At 61.5% G+C, this 21,825-nt stretch carries 25 protein-coding genes; 4 read left to right on the top strand and 21 right to left on the bottom strand.

Translation table 11 applies throughout. From position 1 onward, the window contains the following. Nucleotides 1-89: 89 nt before the first annotated feature. From SH661x_RS23275 to SH661x_RS23200, 16 genes are all read right to left on the bottom strand, one after another. Complete coding sequence (locus SH661x_RS23275; RefSeq protein WP_437226569.1) at nucleotides 90-482, bottom strand: transposase; 393 nt, start codon at nucleotides 480-482, stop codon at nucleotides 90-92. Next, nucleotides 449-925 carry a transposase gene (locus tag SH661x_RS23270; protein ID WP_437226567.1) on the bottom strand — a complete coding sequence of 159 codons (477 nt, stop codon included), beginning with the start codon at nucleotides 923-925 and terminating at the stop codon, nucleotides 449-451. The genes SH661x_RS23275 and SH661x_RS23270 overlap by 34 nt, the downstream gene beginning before the upstream one ends. A gap of 189 nt (nucleotides 926-1,114) precedes the next feature. Continuing rightward, nucleotides 1,115-1,984 (bottom strand): polysaccharide pyruvyl transferase family protein, encoded by an 870-nt coding sequence (locus SH661x_RS23265; protein ID WP_437226565.1) that lies wholly within the window; start codon nucleotides 1,982-1,984, stop codon nucleotides 1,115-1,117. Continuing rightward, entirely contained in the window at nucleotides 1,981-4,074 is a 2,094-nt protein-coding gene (locus SH661x_RS23260) for a glycosyltransferase family 2 protein (RefSeq protein WP_437226563.1), read from the bottom strand. The genes SH661x_RS23265 and SH661x_RS23260 overlap by 4 nt, the downstream gene beginning before the upstream one ends. After that, on the bottom strand, nucleotides 4,064-4,717 hold the full coding sequence (locus SH661x_RS23255) for a hypothetical protein (protein ID WP_437226561.1): 654 nt from the start codon (nucleotides 4,715-4,717) through the stop codon (nucleotides 4,064-4,066). Before SH661x_RS23255 ends, SH661x_RS23260 begins: the two co-directional genes overlap by 11 nt. A 140-nt stretch (nucleotides 4,718-4,857) precedes the next feature. Further along, nucleotides 4,858-7,563, bottom strand: coding sequence for a hypothetical protein (locus SH661x_RS23250; RefSeq protein ID WP_437226559.1), 2,706 nt, complete (start codon nucleotides 7,561-7,563; stop codon nucleotides 4,858-4,860). A 3-nt stretch (nucleotides 7,564-7,566) separates the two neighbouring features. After that, nucleotides 7,567-8,355 (bottom strand): hypothetical protein, encoded by a 789-nt coding sequence (locus SH661x_RS23245; protein ID WP_437226557.1) that lies wholly within the window; start codon nucleotides 8,353-8,355, stop codon nucleotides 7,567-7,569. 15 nt (nucleotides 8,356-8,370) lie between these two features. Then, the gene (locus SH661x_RS23240) at nucleotides 8,371-10,401 is read right to left on the bottom strand and encodes a phage tail tape measure protein (RefSeq protein ID WP_437226555.1); all 2,031 of its coding nucleotides are present in this window, start codon (nucleotides 10,399-10,401) and stop codon (nucleotides 8,371-8,373) included. Between the two features lie 3 nt (nucleotides 10,402-10,404). Further along, nucleotides 10,405-10,611, bottom strand: a complete 207-nt coding sequence (locus tag SH661x_RS23235) for a hypothetical protein (protein WP_437226553.1) — start codon at nucleotides 10,609-10,611, stop codon at nucleotides 10,405-10,407. Between the two features lie 20 nt (nucleotides 10,612-10,631). Next, on the bottom strand, nucleotides 10,632-12,554 hold the full coding sequence (locus SH661x_RS23230; protein WP_437226551.1) for a phage major capsid protein: 1,923 nt from the start codon (nucleotides 12,552-12,554) through the stop codon (nucleotides 10,632-10,634). After that, nucleotides 12,514-13,977, bottom strand: a complete 1,464-nt coding sequence (locus SH661x_RS23225) for a phage portal protein (RefSeq protein ID WP_437226550.1) — start codon at nucleotides 13,975-13,977, stop codon at nucleotides 12,514-12,516. Before SH661x_RS23225 ends, SH661x_RS23230 begins: the two co-directional genes overlap by 41 nt. A gap of 2 nt (nucleotides 13,978-13,979) precedes the next feature. Continuing rightward, nucleotides 13,980-14,177 (bottom strand): hypothetical protein, encoded by a 198-nt coding sequence (locus tag SH661x_RS23220; RefSeq protein WP_437226548.1) that lies wholly within the window; start codon nucleotides 14,175-14,177, stop codon nucleotides 13,980-13,982. Nucleotides 14,178-14,317: 140 nt separating this feature from the next. Next, on the bottom strand, nucleotides 14,318-14,911 hold the full coding sequence (locus tag SH661x_RS23215) for a PIN domain-containing protein (RefSeq protein WP_437231239.1): 594 nt from the start codon (nucleotides 14,909-14,911) through the stop codon (nucleotides 14,318-14,320). Further along, nucleotides 14,908-15,354 (bottom strand): excisionase family DNA-binding protein, encoded by a 447-nt coding sequence (locus SH661x_RS23210; protein WP_437226546.1) that lies wholly within the window; start codon nucleotides 15,352-15,354, stop codon nucleotides 14,908-14,910. Before SH661x_RS23210 ends, SH661x_RS23215 begins: the two co-directional genes overlap by 4 nt. Before the next feature lie 197 nt (nucleotides 15,355-15,551). After that, complete coding sequence (locus SH661x_RS23205) at nucleotides 15,552-15,731, bottom strand: NrdR family transcriptional regulator (RefSeq protein ID WP_437226544.1); 180 nt, start codon at nucleotides 15,729-15,731, stop codon at nucleotides 15,552-15,554. Continuing rightward, entirely contained in the window at nucleotides 15,728-16,402 is a 675-nt protein-coding gene (locus SH661x_RS23200) for a terminase gpA endonuclease subunit (RefSeq protein WP_437226542.1), read from the bottom strand. The genes SH661x_RS23205 and SH661x_RS23200 overlap by 4 nt, the downstream gene beginning before the upstream one ends. A gap of 198 nt (nucleotides 16,403-16,600) precedes the next feature. On the opposite strand from SH661x_RS23200, the gene SH661x_RS23195 reads away from it, so the two are divergent. The 4 genes from SH661x_RS23195 (at nucleotide 16,601) to SH661x_RS23180 (ending at nucleotide 17,965) form a co-directional block, all read left to right on the top strand. Next, on the top strand, nucleotides 16,601-16,816 hold the full coding sequence (locus tag SH661x_RS23195) for a hypothetical protein (protein WP_437226540.1): 216 nt from the start codon (nucleotides 16,601-16,603) through the stop codon (nucleotides 16,814-16,816). Between the two features lie 207 nt (nucleotides 16,817-17,023). Beyond that, nucleotides 17,024-17,380, top strand: a complete 357-nt coding sequence (locus SH661x_RS23190; RefSeq protein WP_437226538.1) for a winged helix-turn-helix domain-containing protein — start codon at nucleotides 17,024-17,026, stop codon at nucleotides 17,378-17,380. A gap of 9 nt (nucleotides 17,381-17,389) precedes the next feature. After that, nucleotides 17,390-17,686 (top strand): hypothetical protein, encoded by a 297-nt coding sequence (locus SH661x_RS23185; RefSeq protein ID WP_437226536.1) that lies wholly within the window; start codon nucleotides 17,390-17,392, stop codon nucleotides 17,684-17,686. A gap of 24 nt (nucleotides 17,687-17,710) precedes the next feature. Further along, on the top strand, nucleotides 17,711-17,965 hold the full coding sequence (locus tag SH661x_RS23180; protein ID WP_437226534.1) for a hypothetical protein: 255 nt from the start codon (nucleotides 17,711-17,713) through the stop codon (nucleotides 17,963-17,965). A 71-nt stretch (nucleotides 17,966-18,036) separates the two neighbouring features. Here the strand turns inward: SH661x_RS23180 and SH661x_RS23175 are convergent, their stop codons facing one another. The 5 genes from SH661x_RS23175 to SH661x_RS23155 form a co-directional block, all read right to left on the bottom strand. Beyond that, a complete protein-coding gene (locus SH661x_RS23175) occupies nucleotides 18,037-18,411 on the bottom strand; it encodes a DUF1937 family protein (RefSeq protein WP_437226532.1) in 375 nt (124 codons plus the stop codon). Further along, on the bottom strand, nucleotides 18,408-19,721 hold the full coding sequence (locus SH661x_RS23170) for a DNA modification methylase (protein WP_437226530.1): 1,314 nt from the start codon (nucleotides 19,719-19,721) through the stop codon (nucleotides 18,408-18,410). Before SH661x_RS23170 ends, SH661x_RS23175 begins: the two co-directional genes overlap by 4 nt. A 240-nt stretch (nucleotides 19,722-19,961) precedes the next feature. Continuing rightward, complete coding sequence (locus tag SH661x_RS23165; RefSeq protein WP_437226528.1) at nucleotides 19,962-20,126, bottom strand: hypothetical protein; 165 nt, start codon at nucleotides 20,124-20,126, stop codon at nucleotides 19,962-19,964. 315 nt (nucleotides 20,127-20,441) lie between these two features. Further along, the gene (locus tag SH661x_RS23160; protein ID WP_437226526.1) at nucleotides 20,442-21,476 is read right to left on the bottom strand and encodes an AAA family ATPase; all 1,035 of its coding nucleotides are present in this window, start codon (nucleotides 21,474-21,476) and stop codon (nucleotides 20,442-20,444) included. Continuing rightward, complete coding sequence (locus SH661x_RS23155; RefSeq protein ID WP_437226524.1) at nucleotides 21,473-21,811, bottom strand: hypothetical protein; 339 nt, start codon at nucleotides 21,809-21,811, stop codon at nucleotides 21,473-21,475. Before SH661x_RS23155 ends, SH661x_RS23160 begins: the two co-directional genes overlap by 4 nt. Nucleotides 21,812-21,825 lie beyond the last annotated feature (14 nt).

The raw sequence follows: 21,825 nt of genomic DNA, 5'->3' as shown, positions 1-21,825 counted from the left end.
CTGAAGTCACATCTCACGCGGGACGGCATTGGAAGTCGAAGGACTGAGAATGGCCTGGTCAGATTCCGTCGAAATGGCCAGAGCCTCCGTCAAAACCTCTTCAGTACTGTGAACAGGCAGGCCAGTTGAGCCCAGCCCAGGAACATCACGCCCAGGCGATCTTTGCGGATGGCGATGCGGCCATAGCATTGCAGCCAGGCGTTCGTGCGTTCGATTTTCCAGCGGTGCCGTCGGCGACGCAGCTTGCGCCCGTCCTGCGTGGCTGGTTTCACCCGATTGCAGCGATGGGGACAGATCAGTTCCACGCCCTGTGCGGCCAGCCGCTCGCGCAGCGGGTCGCTATCGGCGGCACCGTCATAGATCAGCCGGTTCTCTTCGGGCAACGGGATCACCGACGTCTCCAGCAGTCGCTCAATGTGATTGACTTCGCTCTCGTTGGCGGCCGTGATCAACACGCCCAAGGGGGTGCGGTCGCCATCCATGAGCACCATGGCAGTCGTGCCGTTCCCCTTGTGGCCGTACCCCACGAAATCCCCCCCTTTTTCGCTCGACAGAAGGTTCCGTCGGCGATCAGGTGCTCCCAGTCGATCTCTCCCAGTTCGTTCGACAGGTCGATCAATCGAGCCCAGACCTCGGTGAGCAGGCCGGACTCCACCCACTTTCGCAGGCGCCGCCGGCAGGTGGACTCGGAGGGAGCCCAGTCTGGTAAATCTTGCCAACGGCCGCCGATTCTGAGTAACCATAACAACGCTTCCAGCACCGCCCGGGGGGGGACGACGGGCCGCCCGCCGAACTCTGCGGGAGGCTGCCAGGGAAACAGGTCTGCAATCAGAAGCCATTGCTCGTCCGAGAGTTGCTTGCGGTCATCCGTCCTGGACGCCACGTCGTATTGTTCCAGCGAAGGGAACGACGCAGGCGTCAACATGGGCTGTGCCCTCCTTTCGGAAGACACAGGAATGCAACTTGCAGGCCAATCCGTTCAGCAACCTAAGGGTTTTGGCGGAGCCTCCAGTCATTCCATCGCTTCAGGCCACAATCGCTCGATTCGAACTCCTCCCATACAACTCTGCTGGTCTAGTCTAGGTTCATGAACGCGGGCCGTGTCCGAATGCACTCAAGCGGGTGCGATGGCCGCCGCCAGCCGATCCAGATGCCCTTTTGCAGCAACCATTTCAGTTTTTCGCACCTGGCCGATCCGCTTCTGCAGTCTGAGGGCATGCCGCACTGGGCGGTCACCATCATAGACCACTTCGGGAAGCCCCGCTCTCTGCCAGTAGGCCGCGACCTTGGCGGACTGTTGTGGGTTTCCCCGGAGAGGGACACAAAAAGGAGTGCCAACGGCGCAGGCCAGAATCGAGAGATGCAGGCTGAGGGTGATAACCGCTTTCGCGCCAGCGATCACGGTGAGGATCAGTTCCGGGCTGTGCGTCATCGGCAATCGCCACCCTTTCGCCTCCCAGGGGTGCCAGCAATAGGGCGCGGGCTCGACGGCGATCACTGCATCCGGGCAACCGTTGGCCAGTCCGCTCAGTTCCGCGCGGGCGTGGATCACGACATAGTTCTTCGGACGATGGTGTTGCAGATGACCCCAGCGAGGCACGGCACAGGCGACGTTCCAGGGAAGCGGGGAGAGCAACACGGTCGGACAGGGGACAACGTGCACATTGGTCAGGCCCGCCTTCTCGACAGAAGTGTGATCCCGGAACGAGAGATAGCGGTAATCCTGCAGATACGAGAGGTCTCCGGGATCGGCCCGGACACTGACCGCGTTGAGGGAGTGCGGCCCGCGTGGGCAAAACAGGTCCGCGTTGGGACCGGCGCCGAGCAGATCCCCACCACCGATGATTGTCTGGCGTCCTCGATAATCTGGGACTCGACAGACCGGAACTCCGCGCTCGGCCAGGCCGTTGGCGGTCGCCAGTGCGGAAGCGACATCACCAGCATTGCAGAGCCATGAATCAGCACAAATCAGGTCGACAGTCACAACACTCCCTTTTCCCGCAGGTACTCTCGGGCAGAAAGTTGAAGCTGCCGACGATCCTGGCCGCTTCTGTGGAACGTTGACTTGTGATCGTGGTCGGCGAATGCATCGAGCGCCAGCAGGATCTTCCAACCAGTAGCCCGGGCGCGGTGGCACCAGTCATCATCGGTCCCCAGGCCGTGTGGCAGGTTCTCATCGAGCAGTCCGATCTGGGCGATCGCTTCTTTCCGTTTCAACTGGCAGAACCCCGCGACCATGTTGCGTTCCAGTGATTTCCGTTTTCCTTTCTGCTTCGCCATGTCCCGATGCCGTTTGATGGACTGTGATCCCTGATCGGCGGTGAGAGGTCCGACGCTGGCGACCCGGTCATCGCTGAGCAGATGCCGCAGCAGGGCGGGCAGGCAGCCTTTGTGGACGTAGCAGTCATTGTTCAGCAGCAGGACATGACCTGTTGCAATTTCCAGTCCCGCGTTGACTGCGATGGCGAACCCCCGGTTTTCTGGGAACTCGACCGTGCGGAGCGGTAGCGCAAGCTTCTCTGCCAGGTTCCGCACCTGATCGACCACCCCCGCATCACTGCCGTTGTCGATGTAGATGACATCCAGCGGGGAGACACCTGCATTTTCAGCCAGTTCGGTGAGGCATTTCTGGGTGAGGTCAAAGCAGTTCCAGGCGGGGATGATCACGGAGAGCGGTTCCGCCAGTCGCATGCTCCCCTCGCTGTCGTACCGGACGTAAGGTAGGCTATTGGTGAACAGTTCGAACGGCGTGGTCTCCTCCCCGGCGAACTTGCCCGATCGTCGAAAGTGCCGACCCTTCCGCAGGGAGTTGTTTCCCCCATGCCCGATGGAGGAGGTTTTGGCGATGTGCTGACAGAGCGACGGGTTCGGATAGTAGATGTGCTTCTTCTCGGCGTGCAGAACGTGCCCGATCCAGGTGTCGACCGCTTTCTTTTTGACGGGATCTTCGATGACGGACTTTGCCCCGCCGCGCCAGTCTGTGTGCCGGGCGAGGGATTCCGCAACAGCGCGGGGATAGACCATCGCGCAGGCCCCCATGATCCACTTGCTCTGCACCCGGTTGAACCCCTGCGGCCGGCGAAGTTCATACCGGTTGAAGTCGGGGGAATAGAGCGAGACTGCACCAACCCGGTCGCTGGGCCAGAGGTCATGCTCCAGGAACTCCCGGGTTTCGCGGGCGATGATGATGTCATCCTGGAAAATGACCACCGCCTGGGCCAAAGGATCAGCCGCCAGCAGATCCCGCAGCGTCTGCACATAGTTCCGCCAGCAACCGAGTCGTTCGGGGCGGACCACCACCGGGCAGGGAAGTCCCCCCACATCAGTTCCCGGTTCGGCATAGACGGTCGGCGCGAAACCGGCTGCGATGACCGATTCCACACAGCGGGCCAGCGTGGGAGACTTCCGGGGAGCGGAGGTGATGCCGACGATGAACCGGGTGACCGATTTCGCGAGGGGATGGGGAGATGAGACCGCAGGCGGGAGACTGACGGCGGAAGAAGGGAGTTCGGTGTCTGCTGTTTGAAGCCTTTCCAATTCCCCCTTCTGGTCTTCGGACTGTTCGGCACGCCGCACGGCTTCATCGAACAGGGCGGGGATTGGATCGGTCAGGTCGATTCGGAACGCCAGACCGGAGATCACCGCCTGCATGCCCGCCGCCAGCTTCTCCTTCCAGTCGAACAGCTTGTAGTTCGCCTGCAACTGCGAGATCAACCGGTCCCGGTGTTTGCGGCAGCCGGCCACTCCCAGCCGGTCCATCGTGGTTCGCAAAGAATTGCACGAACAGCCACTCTTGGGAGGGAGTTTGAGCAGGTCGATCAATTTCTTGAGTTCTGTTCCGGGACCATGCGCGGGAACGGGGGGCTCCTCGGGAGATGCCGCTGGGCTGCGGGTCTCATCCCATTCGGGAAGGAGGTAGCCCCGGTCAGCGAACCGTTCCCGGTACTGACGAACCTTCTCCACTGGGAGCGGTGTCTCTCCCGCCGCGATTTTCAGCGGACGACCCGTCAACTGCAGAAGAGGCTGCGAGTCGGGATCAGGAGATGGGAGCACCGGTACGGGGTTAATGAGCATGATCGAGAGTCCTTTCCTGGAGGGTCCGGTCTCTGGATTCCCCGGATGTTCCATATCCGAACCGTTCGAATGTTCCGCGTTCCAGTTCCCGCAGCCGATCGATCTGCTCGGGAGTCCAGACACACTCTGCCAAATGTTCCAGGGGCGAACTGTTCACCGCGGGCGGGAGACGTTCCGGGAGCGGCAGGCCAGCCTCCGCGCAGATCGTGCGCAGATCCTGTTCGAGCGATTCGAACCGGCCGATCCGGTCGCAGCCCCGGCTGTACCGCTGAAATTCTTCACTCAGGATCGGAATTCCCAGATCGAGATACCGGTCCATGAACTGTGAAAAAGACTCTGCTGTCTGTCCCAGATCGAGCAGCAATCGCCCGCGGAGGACGGTGTGGGAAGCGAACGGCCGCAGCCATTGGGGATCGACTCGCTGTTTGTGGGACCACAGGCTCGGAAACCAGGCGAGGGGATTCCGCACGAAACAGAACCGCAGCAACGGCTGTTCAATTCGAAGCGGAACCTCATCCGGGGGAGCATGCACATGCCCCCGTTCCCGAGTCTCGGGAAATGTCGATTTCAGGACCGATCGGATCCACAGACCGCCGGTCTTGGGCATGTGAAAGAAGCAGAGGTTGTCGGTGATGAGCGCCATGGGAGGGAAGCTTTCGGCTGAAGGCGTGAGACTGGAGGAAGCAAAACAGAGGTGCAGTCAATGAGTTCATGAAAGACTGGGTGACAATGTGGGTCGAAGACATTTCCTTCCGTCTCCAGCCTTCGGTCTCCGGCCTCCCATCACTCCGTTACCACGAAGTCCAGACGGCCGAACTGACCGGTGGTCCGCTGCAGACTGCCGGTGAGCAGGAACGGATCGCACGACCGTTGCTGGTTGGAGAACCCCAGAAAGTTGTCGAACCCGCCGGTCGGCTGACAGGGGTCGATCAGAATTGGGTCGTAATAGTAGTAATAGTCCCCGTAGTCCCAGACTCCTCGACTGGCATTGAAATACCCCCGGTAGCCGCCGGAACAACCGCTGATCCCGAACCGAAACGGTCCCTGCGGCGGTTCCCCATCGGGGGGGCCGTACCACGATCCGAGCCAGCCCCGAAAGCTCCACAGCGATTGATAGCCGTTCAGCATCCAATCGCCGAACTGGAGGCTGACTTCGATCGTCTGCCCCAGCGGGACTCCATAGAACGAGAGTCCCCCCTGCGTTCCGTGTGGGTAGGTAATACTCGCGGTCAGTATCTTGGGAGGATGGAAAACCGGTGGAGAATCCCCCCCATAGTAATAGGACCCCATGTCCTCGGGATTGATGCAGAGCGGGAGGGGATCGGGGCAGTCCTGACAATTGAACGCATACGGCCAGGGGATGCCGCCGGGTTCGAGGCTGGCGATCTGTTCCTGGCAGCAGTTTTCGGGATCGCTTCCGGAATCGCAGAACGCATTCCGGGAGACGGACTCCGGGGGGTAGACGGACACGAGTTGCCGGTGTCCGGGTCCACTCGTTCCGACCGTTCTCCGCCAGAACCAGGCACTGCAGCAGAAGTAGGTTGATTCCGCTGACCAGCAATCCTCGCAGACCGAGTCCCCCCGGGTGGAGATGTTGGTGGTGACCGTCCCTGTGCCGGGACCGGAACTGGGAATCTCCTCGCTGGTGGTGATCCAGGCGTGGACGCCGTACTGCTGGATGTTGTTCGGATTCGGGCTGGGCTGCGAGGGATGCGGTCCCCCGAACACCACATGCCAGACCTGGGACTCGGAGACGACATGCTGTCCGTACCAGAGATCGGTGTAGGCGGGCCCGCTCCAGTTGTTCAGCAGGTCATCGTGCGCGCCCCCCGGCTCGATGAGGGCCATCGGGATGTGAACGGTTTCCCAGCCGCTGCCGGTCCCGAGCGCCAGATGAAACTGCTGAGGCCGGAGGCACTCGAGCGGCCCGGTCGGTTCTTCACTGTCACCGGTCCCCCCGGTGTCACCCGTTCCGCCCGTGTCTCCGGTGCCTCCCGTGTCATCAGTGCCCCCAGTCCCATCGGAGCCGTCAGTGCCACCGGTTCCTGTGCCATCGCCGGTGCCGGTTCCATCACCCGTCCCATCCTCCGGTTCGGAATCGCCGCCCGTGCCGGTCTCATCCCCGGTGCCCGTTCCCGGATCGGTCCCCGGAGGCGGAGGCTGGGAATCTCCGTCAGAACCGGTGCCCGAGTCATCGCCGCTGCCGGAGCCGGTCCCGGAATCCTCATCACTCTGATCATCCGTCCCACTACCGCTCCCGCTGCCGGAATCGGACCCCTCGGTGAGCGGGGGTGGTTGCCAACCGGTCCCGGTGCCGGTCTGATCATCGGTGCCGGTTCCCGAGCCTGTTCCGGTTCCACTCCCGGTCTCATCGGTGCCAGTCCCCGAGCCGGATCCCGAATCCGAACTTGATTCGTCGGTCCCCCAGGGACCTTCACCGGTTCCAGATTGGTCATCCGAGCCAGATCCTGTTCCTGATCCCGAACCCTCCGTTCCGGAACCGGAGCCTGACCCCGAGTCTGTTCCCGATTCTTCGGTCTCCCAAGGGCCATCGCCACTGCCGGTCCCTTCCGACGTCGCACCGGACGTTTCTCCGGAACTCCCGCCGGAACTGTCCGCCGATGAATCCCCCGAAGAGTCCCACCACGAATCTTCCCCGGGCGGACAGAGGGAGACGACCACCCAGCAGCAACAGGGTTCCCCTGCCAGACCGAACAGATTCCCGTGATGTTGCAGTTTGATGGCGATCCCCCGGCGACCGATCAGTTCCTCGGGATCCCCTTCGAAATGACAGCCCGCGAAGTCGTACACCCGAATCTGATCCGGCGTCCGTGTCCCGCACGATTCATACAGCACTACGGAATAGAAGCAGCCTGGGCCACAATCGCAGTCTTCTTCTTCGCCTCCGCCCCCCGGTCCGCAAAGGCCTTCGATCTCGAACAGGACGGTTTCGTTCTGCGGGAGATCTCCAAACCGGACCACCGCATACCGTTCCTCCCCTTCCGGTCCGGGATCGTGCAGAATCACGAACGGTCCGGTCTTGCCGGAGCGGAGCGCATAGGCACCGGGAACTGTCGTGGCCCGGGATTTTCCGGTCTTTCCCGTGAGCCGGACAATGCTCACTCCCGCATGAACCGCAGATCGGATCGCCCCGGCGGGACACGGTTCCTGGAGAATGGCGACCCGGTCTTCCCCCTCCTCTTCAATGGGAACGCCGCTGAAACTCGTCTGATGCAGATACTCCGGAAGGTTGGCAGCCGGACCGATCAGGGGACCAGCGAGCTGCACCACTTCGAACAGGTTCCGGTCGCTGCCGGTCTGGTTCCGGACCCGGGTCTGGCCCGTCGAGCGAGAACCCGTCAGCGGGCTTCGATGGGTGGACTGCTGGCGGGATTTGTAATCCCGGGCGGCATCCAGGAGCGTATTAAACGTCTCGGCTGGGATCCGGAGTGGGTCGCCACGTTGCACCTTCTGGAATGGGTCGCTCATAGCTCAGATCCCCAAACCTCCAAAGTTCCCCATCGGATAGACCTGCTCGACGTACACCGCCACGGGACGTTTCACGAGTACCCGGGCAGCGGTGTCTTCCGCATCCTCGTACCGCACCCACAGGTAGTCCCAGCCCCGCTTGGTGATTCCGCTGATTGAACCGACCACCAGTCCGCTGACGTTGGGACTGGCTGCGAACCGGTAGGTGATCTCCCAGTCCTCAACTCCCCGCTTGGATCCGGACGCCCCCAGGAACAGCACTTCTCCTGCGCTGAACCCGCGGAAGAACCCGTTGTTGATCGTGCCGGTCAGATGAAACAGCGTGGACTTGTAACCCTCCGTCACCAGGTCGGAAGCGAGGTAATGCGTCTCAGCGAAGTTGTAGACCGGGACGGTGATGTCCACTCCCTCGACCCCATCGGGTGTGGCGCCGATCGCTCCTCGGAAGTTGGGAGCTGGTCCTGAGGCTGAGTACGCCCCGACGGTCGCCAGCGCCTGAGTGACATGCTGGGTTCCCCCGCCCGTATCGAACGAGAACGCGGAGTCACCGACCTGTTTTGGTTCCTGTACCCCGTAGCGGACCGTCCCTTCCCACGCGTCTTCGGCGATCCGTTCCGTATGGGCTGATTGCCGGATCAGTCCGCCGTACAGCACGGGGGAGGCAGCCACCAGGGCATCGCGGGCTTCCGCATCATCAGCAGTCCCGCGAATCAGGAACCGCAGATCGATCGAGGAGTTCTCGGAGATCATCGATTCGCGGGAATCCCACTTTTCAAAGACTTCGATCGGCATTGCTACTCATCCGACTCAGGTAAATGCCGGTCCGAAACGGGCTTCATCCAGGAGCCGCTTGGTGTTCTTGGCGGTCTCTTCGGTTGCCTTCGCGGTCCGTTCCTCAGGACCCACCCCGGAAAGTCCCCGGACCGCAGCGGCATTGAAAGTCCCACTGACGCTGACCTTGTCCTGCGTTTGCTGCAGTTGATCTCCCGCACCTTTGAGCTGGGATTGCAGCTGCTGCAGGAGTTCATCCGGTTTCTTGAGTCGATCAGGTGCGGAATCGTCAGCAGCCGACTCATCCCGCTTACGAGCCGCCATTTCGATCGCCTGTTCCCATTCCCGTCTCGCCTGGGCCAGCGCGGACTCGGATTGTTCAAGGTCTCCGGCAAACTGATCACGGCGACGATCGTGTTCGGCTTCCCGTTGGCGATCGAGTTCAGCCAGGGTGCCAGTCCGCTGGCCTTCGATTTCGGAAAGACGGGACCGACGCTGTTGTTCGCGATCGAAGATGTCGCGATTGTGCTGATCATCAAGCTGCTGGTTCATCCGGGCGGTTTCGGAATCGATCTGACTTTGCACGGTGGACGAGTCTTCACCAGTGACCAGCGACTTGAGTTTCTGCCACGCCTGCTTGAGGAATCCGACCACCCGGTTCCAGTTCTTGGCGATGAACGTCGTGAACATCGACCACGCATCGCGCAGCACATCGACGGTCTCGGTCCAGCCGGTCTGCAGTCCGGCCCACGCGTTGGTGGCGATCGCTGCCGCTCCGAACACTGCTTCGGTCCAGGTGGCCAGGAAGAACTCCTTCACCTTGACCCAGACCTGATTGAGGGCGTTGACCCCCTTCTGCCATTCCATCTTGAGCGTCAGCCATAGGATCTTGGCTGCCAGTCCCAGATCCCCAGCAGCCAGCGCATCGCCAATCCCTTTCCACGCGGCCAGTGCTGTATCTTTGAGTGCCGTGAACCGGTTCCCCAGCCAGGAGAGCGCTTCGCCCCCAGCCTGCGTCGAGGTCAACAGGTAAGTGGCCAGACCCGCAATGCCGGCGATCACCAGCCCGATCGGCGAGAGCAGGGCTCCAATCATCGAACCGACCAGACCGATGGCACTGCCAATGGTTGTGATGACTGTCGCAATGGCTCCCAGCGTGGCTCCAAACCCGGAAACAGCTGTCCCGATCACCATGAACGCCACACCGGCGGCTGCCACGACCGCCGCGATCTTGGCGATGCCGACGACCAGACCGCTGTTCTGTTTGATCCAGTCCGCCACGATCTGCACAGCGCTGGCGAGTTTCGTGACCAGCGGGGTGACGACCGGGAGGAGAGCGGAACCAATCTCGACCGCCGCATCGTCAATTTTTGCTTTGAGGGCCTTCATCTGATTGGCAAACGAACCGGCCGACCGGGCGGCGTCGCCCTGTGCGGCCGTCGTGCCGCGAAGAATAATGGCCAGCCGCGCCAGCACCTTCTGCTGTTCACTGGCACTATTCTTGTCGATTCCCTGGTTGAGGAGTTCCTGTTTGACGGCTGCCTCGTTGACCAGCACGCCGTATTTCTTCATCACTTCGCCTGATCCGGTGAGCGCTGCGTGCAAATCGCGGAGTACATCGGCATCGGCCATGTTGTTGAACGAGGCCAGATCGATTGCCAGACCGGTCAGCTGCTGACTCATTTCGCGGGCGGCACCCGCTTCGAACCCGATCGGGACCAACAGGTCCTGCGTCCCGGCCAGAAAGTCGGCGATCTGCTTCTTCGAGCGACCCATTTGCCCGGCAAACTGATCTCCCCAGGCTTTCATCGCATCAGCGTTGTCGCCAAACACAACGTTGAACTTGTTCATCGTCTCTTCCATGTCACTGGCCGCTTTAACCGCCAGCGAGAGCGGACCGGCTACCAACGCGCCGGCGGCAAACATCCGGGCTCCAATGGCCCGCACCGAGGAGCCGAACGCCTGCAGCCGCTTCTTGGCCGCGTTCAGTCCGCGCACGAGCTTGGAGTCATCGGCGAACAGCTCTACGAAGGCCCGACCAGCACGAATTCCAGATGCGGTGGCCATCAATCACTTCCCTGTCTGCCGATCCACGAACACCTGTTTGAGCACGCTGACCGGAACGGTCGGCATCCGTTCCGAGTGGCGTTGGGCATGGGGATGAAAGTCGGTCGGTTTGAAGGTCTTGTGTTTCTTGGGGTCACGGTGGCAATTCGCCAGGAGTGCCATGACGGCCGCCGTGTGGTTCCAGTCGTGATGGCTGCGGGCCTCCGCCATCCAGACCAGTTCCCGCAGCGTCAGGAAGCGCGGGTCGATGCCGAGGAGTCGGCCGTTTCGATCGTGGGGGACTCCTGACCGTTCAGGAACGCGACCTCGATCACCGGCAGATCGGTCGGATCGGCGAGCAGGTACCACGCCTTGGCCGAGTTGCCGGTGTAACTGGAGTTGGCCAGATACCGGCTGACCTCGACGCGGAACTTGCCCTGGTGCGGGTTGGAGACCGGGTACTTGTTGCTGGCGGTCGTGTCCCGCAGCTCCATCGATTTGAAGAGCTGCGACCCGACCGCGGAGAGCGCCGTCGGAACCAGCATGAGGGCCGGCAGAATGCCGATCGGTTTGCCGTCGGAATCGACCTGATCCATGAAGGCGACCTCCGCCTTCGTCAGACCATCGATCGACAGCGCCGTGTCAGCACCGGTCAGAGAGTTGTTTTTGCCGGCGGTGAAGAATGAGGTGTTGGCGAGGAACGTCGTCCAGAACACATCGTTGATCTTCAGGCCGGAACCTCGCCCCAGTTTACGAGGCACGGTCGTGATCGCGCCGAGGTCATCGTTGATGATGTCCCGCCGATCGATCGCCAGCATCAGACCGTACGTGTCGGCCTTGTTGGTGTACTGCTCGCTGCCGAGCGTTCCCTGCTTGAGTTCTCCGCCGGGCGCAACCAGTTCGTATTGATCGGTGCCGATCAGCCGGTAACTGGTGACCGTCTTGAAGTCGCTCACGTTGCGAACGGCGCAGATGTTTCGCCAGGTCCGCTCGACACTGAAGAACCCTTCCAGCAGGAACTTGTTGGCGACACTCGACAGGATGCCGCTGATGTCGATGGTCGAGTATCCAGCCGCTTCGATGCCGCGACCGAATGCGAATCGCAGGACCTCCCGGTTGTCGCGGAAGTTGCGACCGGTGTAGCCGTTGGCCCATGCCGCTTCGAGCAGCAGTTCCTGCAGACCGATCCCACCGCGAAACCGGCGTGCGGCCAGATCGAGTGTCTGGGGATCAAACGCGTCCTCGACGTTGGACGCCTTCGCTGTGAGCAGACAGGCAGCCTCCAGCACGTTTCCGTTGACCGTGTTGTCCGGGACATGTGCCGCCGGAGCGGTTGGCCGCGTCGCGCGGAGCACTTCCAGTTCGGTACGTTGCGAGTCCCAGCCTTCCCGGATGGCGCGGGCTTCAATTTGCGGGTGGCGACCGGCACAGACGCGGCGAACAGCAGCGATCCGTTCGATCTCGGCCGCCGCTTCCGCTCGGATGTCACTTATGGTCGCAGCACTGGCGGCCACGGGAGCGGCCGGCGGACTCGTCGGCGTGTTCGGTTCGTCGTTATCGTTGTCATGATCCGTCACGTCGGGGTCTCCTGATTCCTGAGCCGCGCTGGCGGCCACGCTGGCGCTGGTCTCACCGTCCGCCCCGAGATCCACAAAACTGATCTCGCCCAGCGTTGATTTGCGGACGACGTTGATCGGCCCGGCGTACTGGCGACCGTTGACGGTCACCTGTTGCTGGGCCTTGATGAACTCGAACTCTTCCACACTGGCTCCGACCGAGGCCTGCCAGGGGAATCCGTTCTTCGAACTGGCCACCACTTCGCGGGCAGCGGACGTGTCTCGCGACACGACGCCGGCAGCCATCAGCTTTCCCTGCTCAACGCGAATCGAGTCGGTGTGCCCGACGCCCGAGAGCGGGTCGTGCCCGAACCGGATCGGCCGTGATTGTGCGGGGATCGACATTCCGGCCAGATCAATGACCACCGGAAACTTCCAGCCGGCAATGCGCATGGCACCGCCGGTGTAGGCCACCATCTGGAAGCGGGGCAGCGCCGTGCTTTCGCCGTCGCCGCCGGCTTCCACTTCGATGTGGGCCGTCGCGGTGAGATTCAGGGGAGCGGGCAGCGTGGGGGAATCATTCGGCGCTGACCGGGGTTTCTTCGTCTTGGTCGACATCCGCGTCGTCCTCCGTGGGAGCAGAAGAAGTAGGTGAAGCAACGGCGAGACCGAGCTCGCTCATCAACTGGAGTTCCTTGGCACGCTGCCGGAGCTGGGCTTCCCAGTCCTGGCCTTTGCGGGCGTATTCATCCGCGAGCGTGGTGGTGTGCGAAGCGAGCCGCGTCGCCTGGGCGTTGGCTTCCTTCTGGGGATCCACATGTTCGTGGCCATCCCAGAACCATTGATGGGACCATTCGGCTATCGGCCCGAGGCCGGACGGCAGCAGGCCGTCCACCAGCACCGCCTCGTCGAACCAGGCGGCCAGAATGCGGTCGAGCACGATCGTTTCGATCCGCGACTGGTCGATGCGGATCGACTTGAAGTAAGTCTGATGATCGAGACGACCGGAGGCGTAGTTGTAAGAGGCGCTGTTTCCGGCCGCGATGTTAAACGGCATGTTCAGACAACGGGCGATCTCGTTGAGAACTTCCCGTTTGAACTCGGCATAAGTTCCGGTTGGCTGCTCCGCATGGAGCTGAGCCATCTTCCATCCGCCCGGCATGGTCAGCAGCGTGTTGCGATCCAGCTCGATCGGATCGAGCGGTTCGACGGCATCGGTTTCGCCGTGCGGAGGCGCGTCGGTGTAAATGATGCCGGCGTAATAAGCAGCCGCTTTGGCCGCATCGAGCGTGGCGAGTGAATAGTCCCGCAGCATCGCAAACAGGGGCAGCGCCGGGGTGATGTCGGGAATACCGCGACTCTGCCCGGGGCGATCGACGCGGAACAGATGCAGTACGGCGTCGGCCGGAATGCGGTCGTAGTCTTTGACGAACGAGTGTCCGCCGCCGGGATGCTCCCGCAGCACGTGGTATTCGACCGGGTTGCCGGCGGCATCGAACACGATGCCATCGATAGCGCGGGCATCGTTCCAGCGCAGATCGGGTGTGGTGACCTGTTCGGCTTCAACGAGCCGCAGGTCGAGCTGCACATCAGTTTCGACACGGGGATTGCTGATCAGAACGGCGAACGCTTCGCCATCCTGCGTCTGAGCCATCCGCAACGTACGAAGTTTCTCTGCCAGGCCGACTGCTTTGGCCCACTGGTTGAAGGCCAGTTCGATCTGCCGGTTGGCTTGAGCATCTTCGGTGAGCAGTTGTAGCCGGGGACCCGTGCCGACAATGTCATTTGCCAGCGTGAGCACAATCCCGCGGGCATAACTGTTGTTGGCCACCTCGTAGCGGGCACGGTTCCGCAGGATACGTCGGACCTCCGGGCTGTTGGCGGCATTGGCCGACAGACCATCCGCGTTGGACCAATGACGCCGGTTATTGTTGGACGTCAGGGCCGAGTCGTACTTTCCGCGCAGCAACCGTGCCGACCGACGCGTCAGACGGACATCCGGTTGGGAGGCAAACAGAGTGCGTTGCAGCCAGCTCAGCATGGTCACTCGGAACCCGGAGGAACAATCTTCGTGATCCGGAGACCGAGGCGCTTGGACTTCGCCGCCTGCTTCGAGGCGAGATACCGATCCGCGGCAATCTGCTCGGAGAGCTTGTGCTGCTCCATGCTGCCGGAATCGCCGGCGGCCTTGGCAGGCCCATCAGCGTTCTCACGGATCGACTGGTCGAGGTCGTCGGCCACAGCGGGTCTCCATCAGCGACGACAACACGTCGTCTGCGAGGAGACTTATGCCGTGGAGATGCGGAGTGTCCGTCGAGACTCAAAACGAGCGGAGAAAGTTCCAGATCTGGAACTTTCCGGTCGGGGAGACGCCCAGCAGTTCAGATCAGCTCCGCGAATTCGCGCAAATGCGTAACCGTTTCAGGGAGCCGCTGCTGAGCGAGTGTTTCCAGAAACTCGTCCACGCTGCGGGGCGGATTTTTCAGGCTCGCCCGCTGGCGTTTTGCGGCGGCACACACGGCACCGGGATTCAGGTCGATCAGATGTGTAATGAACTCGTCGGGATGCTGGACTTCAATCCCGAGCGGCTCCAGAGTTTCCCTCGGAAAGTCATCCAGATTGAACGTCACGATCACGGACGCGCGGGTTCGAATCGCAGCCGCCAGGACGTGTCGGTCGTCAGGATCCGGCAGGACCAATCCGTCGATCAGCGATTCGTAGCCGGTTACGAGACAGTCGCGGACATGTGCGTTCATCAGGGTGCGGGTTCGGTCCAACTGCGCGGCAGTCAAATCCGGACGGTTCGCCAGCACGTTCCGCATCCACTCCTCATGGATCTGGTCCGTCCACCGTGCCCGAAAGAGATCGGTCATCGCCAGTCGCATGAGCAGGTCGCGCAGCGGAGCGGGATAGAGTACGCAGGCGTCATAAAGTGCGGTAAACGTTGCCTTCGTCCGTGACCGATCCTCGTTCAGTAGCCCATCTCAAGTTCCTGAGCCTGGGCTGCGAGTTCGTCCAGAGCTTCATGCCGCTCACTGTCGGTCTTGTGCTTGTACTCCATCAGATCACTGAACAGCACTCGGCGATGCGTTCCGACCTTGCGATACGGTATCACGCCCTCTTCGAGCTGCCGGATCAGAAACGGGCGTGAGACATTGAGCAGGTCAGCCGCCTGCTGGGTCGTCAGTTCGGCATGAATCGGAATCAGCGTCACCGCGTGCCCTTCCGCCATCGCAGACAGCAGATCGACCAGCAGACGGACGGCCACCGCCGGTAGTTCGACCTGTTCTTGGGTCTCGGCGATCCGGACTTTCAAATTGTGGTTCTGAAACGGGGCCAGTCGTCGGCTGGACGCTTTCGCCAGCCGGACGTCTTCCACCGATGGTGAAACCGGTTCATTCGTTGCCAGTGTCGTCATTTCCGGGCCACCCTGGATTGAGAGTGGAAGGCCCGCTCCCAAGACGAGATTCCGAAGGAGCGGCGCAGCTTCAATGGGTCCGCAGTCGATCACTGCAGAAGTTGATTCACAGACTTTATTCGTCGCACGGAAAGTATATCGTCTAAACGAAACAAACGCAACAGGTGAAATATCCGCAAGTTCGACCAAGAGGCCACCTATTTGCGGCAACCCATGGCTGTTTCGGTGGTTGTGATTCGACGCCCGCAGTACCGGCATTCCTTCCGCCGCACGATTTTCTCCGCCCGCGGTCGTGTGTAGACGACGTAGAAATGCCGGCAGCCGCAGTTCGGGCAGACGAGACCTTTCGGTTCGGGATCGGTCTTCTGGCAGCTCATCCCCGTTTGCTCCTCTGCAACGCGGAGAGCCGGACGCGTGGTGGCGCGGGGCCTTGTGGCACATCGGTTCCAAACAGCACGCAGCCCTGAATGGACGCTGAAACTGCGCAGCCCACAACGCCGTCGAGCCAGTGATTGTCGGATTGCTCGGGACGGATCTTCCATTCGTCCACCGTGCGACCGCGTCCCTCAGTCTTCACGCGGTATTCGGCGGTCATATGCTCGGCGAACATCCGGTGCGACTCCGCGCTGGTACCGAACAATGACAGACAACCGGGGTCGCCCTGTGCCACGACCAGCCGGGCCTGCACGAATGACTTCCAATAGTTCGTGTCGTAGATCACATGCCGGACCGCTCGCTTGCCGCTGGCGTTCGTCATCCGCCAGTTGAGCCCGACGCGCTCTCCGGGTTTTCGTTTGTATTCAGAGAATGGTCGGCTGGATGCGCCCACGAACCGACCGTGCGAGGGGAGGACGATCCCGGCATGTTTCGATTGCCGGCAGAACTGGTAGACCACATCGGTCGATGATCCCCAGTTGGCGTCGATCAGACAGCGGTCAATCCTCAGTTCCGCACCGTCATCGCGTCGCCAGCTGTGTGACAGCCGATCCTCGGTCAACGCTTCCAGTCCGGCATAGATCGATCCCTCCAGTCCGGTCCCTTTCGCCACCGGTACGCGTCAACAGCCGCGCGGCGTCCCGGAGCGACATCGCAGTCGGGCTGAGGAGCGATTTTTCGCGGTCATCGGCCATCCTGAAAACCTCTGAGATCAGATCGAAATTGATGCGAAACGGAGTGGATGTCGTTCGACACCCGAGGTAACTCATGTCATGTCACAACGATCATTTGATTTCCGAAAGGACCCACCATGAACGCCCGACAAAGCGCCGAAAAACACGCCCAAACGCTGACGGACCTGCTGGACCGGATGCAGACCGCCGCCGCAGAGATGCCGCAGCGACGAGATCTGAACTGGGGGCACGCGGAACAGACGCACGATGCCCTCCGCTGGACGGTTTACGCCGCCTTCGCACTGGGGGTGGTCAAGGAAGACGAAGCCCGCGAACTCGGGTTCCCCTGCTAAGAACACCCACAGCGCAACCAAGAGGCAGACGACCATGAGGAACGCCAACGACCACTTCGCGATCGAGTCGGCCGTGAAGGCACTCCTCACCGTCGGCGTCACGAGACGCCGCATCAACCAGGCATGACCCGCCGGCCAGGCCACCCTGCGGACGGCGCCCGCCGGCTGTTCTTTTTTCCAGACTTCCTTTTTCACAGGAGCAACACGATGGCGACGAAGAGGACCACCACGACGACGAAGACCTGCAAGCCCGCCCAGCCGAAGGCGGCGAAGAAAGCCCCCGCGACCACGAAGAAGGCAGCGGCGGAAAAGAAGCCCAAGGCCGGCGGCAAACGGGACGGAAAGATGAGCGCCCTCGACGCGGCGGCGAAGGTGTTGGCCGAAGCGGGCGAACCGCTGACCGCCAAGGCGATGATCGAAGCGATGGCGACGAAAGGGTATTGGACCAGCCCCGGCGGCAAGACGCCCCACTCGACGCTGTACGCCGCGATCATTCGCGAGATCGCGAAGAGGGGGAACGAATCGCGATTCAAGAAGACTGACCGCGGTCAATTCACCGCCTGAGGTGTCGCGATGAAGAATCCCAAACACGAACTGGCCGATGCGATCCGCGACGTAACAGCCTCGGTGCAGAAGGCGATTGACGAGGGATACCGATCCCGGGCCATCGATGCCGATGACTTGGTCGAGGTGCTCCTCGCGATCGCCGACCGGTTGGATCCGCCCATCGAGCCGCCCGAACAGAATCAGGTGGCTCCGGGCCTGGCCTGTCCGGAATGCGGTGAGGCCGACGCCGATCGCCTGATCTGGCTCGACGACGAATTCGTGCAGTGCGACGCCTGCGGGACGATCTACCCGTCGGTGGGATGAGATGACATCACGAGGAGACGAACAATGACAACCTGGTTGGTGGCCACGCTCGCACGGTACGTGCTGGTGGAAGCCGAAGACGAATCGACCGCCCGCGAACTCGGGCAGGCCGCGCTGTATGACCTGTACGCCGACCTCCGCGAACGCTACGGGCGGGACGTGCCGATCAACATCCTGACGGTCCGGCACGCCACCGATGCCGAGATCGACCTCTGGCACTGGCATCACGAAATGCTGGCGCGGGAGGCCGAATGGCAGGCTCGCCGACAGGACGGCTGACCTCGGCGCGATTCGTGTCGACGCCCCACGTGGCCACCGTGCGGGCGTTTTCTCGTGGCTCGGACGCTTGCTCAAATTTCCGCCTCCTTCGCGACACGGGCCAACGTGGGCCAACTGTGGCCGTCCTCCGGGCCCAGATACCGGACTGGCTTCCCCAGTTCACCGGCAATCCGGATCTCCGCTGTCACACCGACCGATTCCCGCCAGCCGTCCAGCGTGAGCACGACCAGTTCGTCGCACCGCCGTAGATGCTCCCGGTCGAATCGCTCCCAGAACGGCCATTCGGTGGGCAGGCCATGATCGACCAGTGGATGACCATGCACGATCGGCGCGAACACGACATTTCCCTGCCGCATCATCGCGGCCGCCATCCGGCAAACAGCATGAAACCGCTGTTCGCGAACGGTCGGGCACGGGTGTGAGTACGGGCTGGCCAGGTAAATCATGCCGCCACTTCTTCTGCTGCGACCCGCTCCGCCTTTCGTCCTGTAAACTTCTCGTACCTCTGCACGATCACGTCGCAGTACAACGGATCGAGTTCCATCAGGAATGCTTTACGACCGGTCTGCTCAGCTGCGATCAGCGTGCTGCCCGAGCCGCCAAACAGGTCGAGCACGTTCTCGCCGGCCCGCGATGAGTACTGCATCGCACGGACCGCCAATTCGACTGGCTTCTCGGTGAGATGCACCATCGACTGCGGGTTGACCTTTTTCACCGACCAGACATCGGTCGCGTTGTTCGGTCCGAGGTAGACATGCGCTGCGCCTTCTTTCCAGCCGTAGAAGCACCACTCGTGGTTGCCCATAAAATCTTTGCGGGTCAACACGGGATGTTCCTTCACCCAAATCAGCGCCTGGGAGAAGTACAGCTCATGCTTCTTCAGGAACGGCGGGTAGTTCGCGCAGTTGGCGTACCCACCCCAGATGTAGAACCCGCGTCCCGGCACCAGCACGCGGGCGATGTTGCCGAACCAGGCATCCAGCAGTCCGTCGAACTGCTCGTCGGTGACGAAGTCGTTCGCGAGCGGTCGATCCTTGGCGCGCAGCTTCTTGGCGGTCGGTTTTGCTTTCTCGGGATGGCGTTCCACATCGAGTTTCTGGTGATGGGTCGTTCCCTGAAACGACGACAGGCCGGCGGCGATGGCGTTGTTGCTGCGCGGTTCCACCTTGACGTTGTACGGGGGATCGGTGTTACAGAGATGGATCGGCTGACCGTCGAGCAGTCGGTCCACATCAGCCTCCGAGGAACTGTCGCCGCAGAGCAGGCGATGCTCGCCGAGCAGCCACAGATCGCCTTTCTGCGTGGTGGCCTCATCCGGTGGAGCTGGGACGTCGTCCGGATCGCACTGGCCGTCCTTCAACTCCGGGCTGAGGATCTTCGCCAGTTCATCGGTGTCGAACCCCAGCAGGTCGAGATCGAAATCGAGTCCCTGCAGGTCGGCCAGTTCAATCGGCAGCAGGTCGTAGTTCCATTCTGCCAGCGTCGCGGTCTGGTTGTCGGCGATGCGGTACGCCTTGACCTGCGCCGGTGACAGGCCTTTGGCGACATGCACCGGCACTTTCTCAAGGCCGAGTTGCTGCGCCGCCTTGTAGCGGGTGTGGCCGACGATGATCACGCCGTCTTCGTCGACGACGATCGGTTGTCGGAATCCGAATTCCCGGATCGATGCCACAACTGCTGCGACCGCGTCGTCATTGATGCGGGGGTTGTTTTCATACGGCTGCACATCCTTCAGCATTCGCTGTTCAATCTTCATGGTCATCCTCCATGTGGTGTTTGATCCAGAAATCCGAGTCCGGCTCGCATCGAAAACAGATGCCAGATCGTTCTACGTTGGGAATCAGCGGTTCTCCGCATTCGTCACAACGGCGGCAGGTCGCGAGAAAACAACGGTCGCAAAAACGATCCCATTCATCCTCCCGCATGACGGCCCGACATCGCCGGCAGTGTCGGACTTGTGTTTGTTCTTTCTGCGTCACAGTCATGGCCGTCCTCCTCAGCAAAACGGGTTGTAGCCAAACAGCAAACAGGCGATGACGAGAAACCACAGCAGGTTCCAGAAGAACGTCTCCAGCCGGCGGGCGGTCGGACAGACGACCTCCTTCCAGAACAGGTAGGGTTCGTCAGTTGAGTGATCATCACGATCAGGCAGCATGGACATGGGTGGGTTCTCCATTGGGACTCGGACTGTCAAAACAAACTCTGGTGGGAATGGCGACTGTTCCCGCGGGCCTCTTCCGTCAGATTCGGCCGGGAAGGAACCATTCAAGTTTCACCCTTTCACCCCCACCTCGCGCATACACGCGGGTGCGGGCCTTGCGCGGATGGGTGGGGGTGGACGAGAGAAACATGAAGAGAGAGTTCTTCTTTTTCCTATAAATACGGCTGTTTGCTGCGTTCTCATGTTTCACCGTAGGTGGGTGAACCTTGGGGGAATCAAGGGAAACATGACCCTCCAAAACGGCGTGATTCAAGTTCATGGTTCACCTCTGGGACATGTTTCACCGTCGAGTAATCGGTACGCTCGCACGGGCCAGCCGGCGCGTGGAGTCGTGACCACCTGAACCTCCCCCTGCTGACAGAGCGTGTCGATCAACGCAGCGAAGCTCTTCGAGTCGAGCTTCATCCGTTTGAGCAACGTGCTGTGGGGCAGGGTCTGGTCCGGCGCTTCCCGCAGCTTCTTGATCAGCTTCAGGCACTCGGCGTGGAACGGGTTCTCCGCCACATGACCGTGCGCCATGAACAACATCCGCCGCGTCTGGTGCATGACGAATTCGCTCGCCCAGGACACAGCCGGCGTGTCGATGACCGGATCGGTGTGGTTCTCACTGACCGCATACAGCAGCGCGAGTTTGCGGGTTTGTTCATGGACGCGTCCCCAGACCGTTGTGCCGACAGGATCACCGCGGGCTTCCGATGCCGAATACTCAGACTCAGCCTGCACACGCGAATCACGCAGCAGTGACCGCGCGGCGTCGGTCGCCGGCACGACCTTCGGCTGAGGATGCCAGTTCTCCAGATTTCCCGTTCCAGGACAGAAATCGGCCCACCACTGCGCCGTATTAATAAGGTGTGCCGGCGGATCGATGATCCCCGGATCCTGCCCGACACTGCGGCGGCCGCTTTCGACGATCAGCATCCGGGCGAAGAAGCCGTTCGTCAGCATCCGCTCCGACAACGCACCGTAGTAATGTGTCGGAATCGCCGTGCCATAGACCACCAGACAAGGCTGGTCGATCACTCCCGGTGGTTCCTTGCCGGCCTTGCGGCGCATCGGATAATCATGCTGTTCAGAGATCAGTTCCTGCAGTGCGGCCTGCACATCTTCCAGTCGCGTGGCCAGTGGGAATTTGTCGCAGTCGATTTCTGCCAGTCCGTCCTCGGTCTGAATGAAAACTGGCGACGGGGCTTCCGAGGCAAAGGTCGATTTGCCGATGCCCTCGGTTCCATACAGGATCAGTCGGGGCGGCAGCGGCTGTTTGCCTCGCTGGATTTTCTTCAACAGACTCATGCGCAAGCGGTCCTTTCAGGTTCGGTGTGTTGGTTGGCTGGTGTCATGCGTTCGATGCGAAACGAGTCCTCGCCGAACTCGCGGAGCAAAAGGCCGGTGAAGACGCGGACGATCATGGCACCGACTTCGGTGCCTCCATCGACGTCGATGCAGTGGTCCCGTTCGATCAGTTCGTACTCCGCATCCAGACGGACGCGGGCTCGACCGAACAGGCCTTCGACGGCGAACATCGCCAGATGCAGTGACATTTCCGCGTCGGCCAGGCTGACTGTTTCGTCAAACCGGAACCGCACCACAGCGGACGTGCGGTCGGCGGAAGAGCAATTCAGAGTCATGGCAACCTCACAAT

Origin of the sequence: Planctomicrobium stercoris, from assembly GCF_051465655.1 — a bacterium.
GTDB lineage: Bacteria > Planctomycetota > Planctomycetia > Planctomycetales > Planctomycetaceae > Planctomicrobium.
The sequence above is the reverse complement of the archived record's forward strand: the minus strand, read 5'-3'. Positions and strand labels throughout refer to the sequence as shown.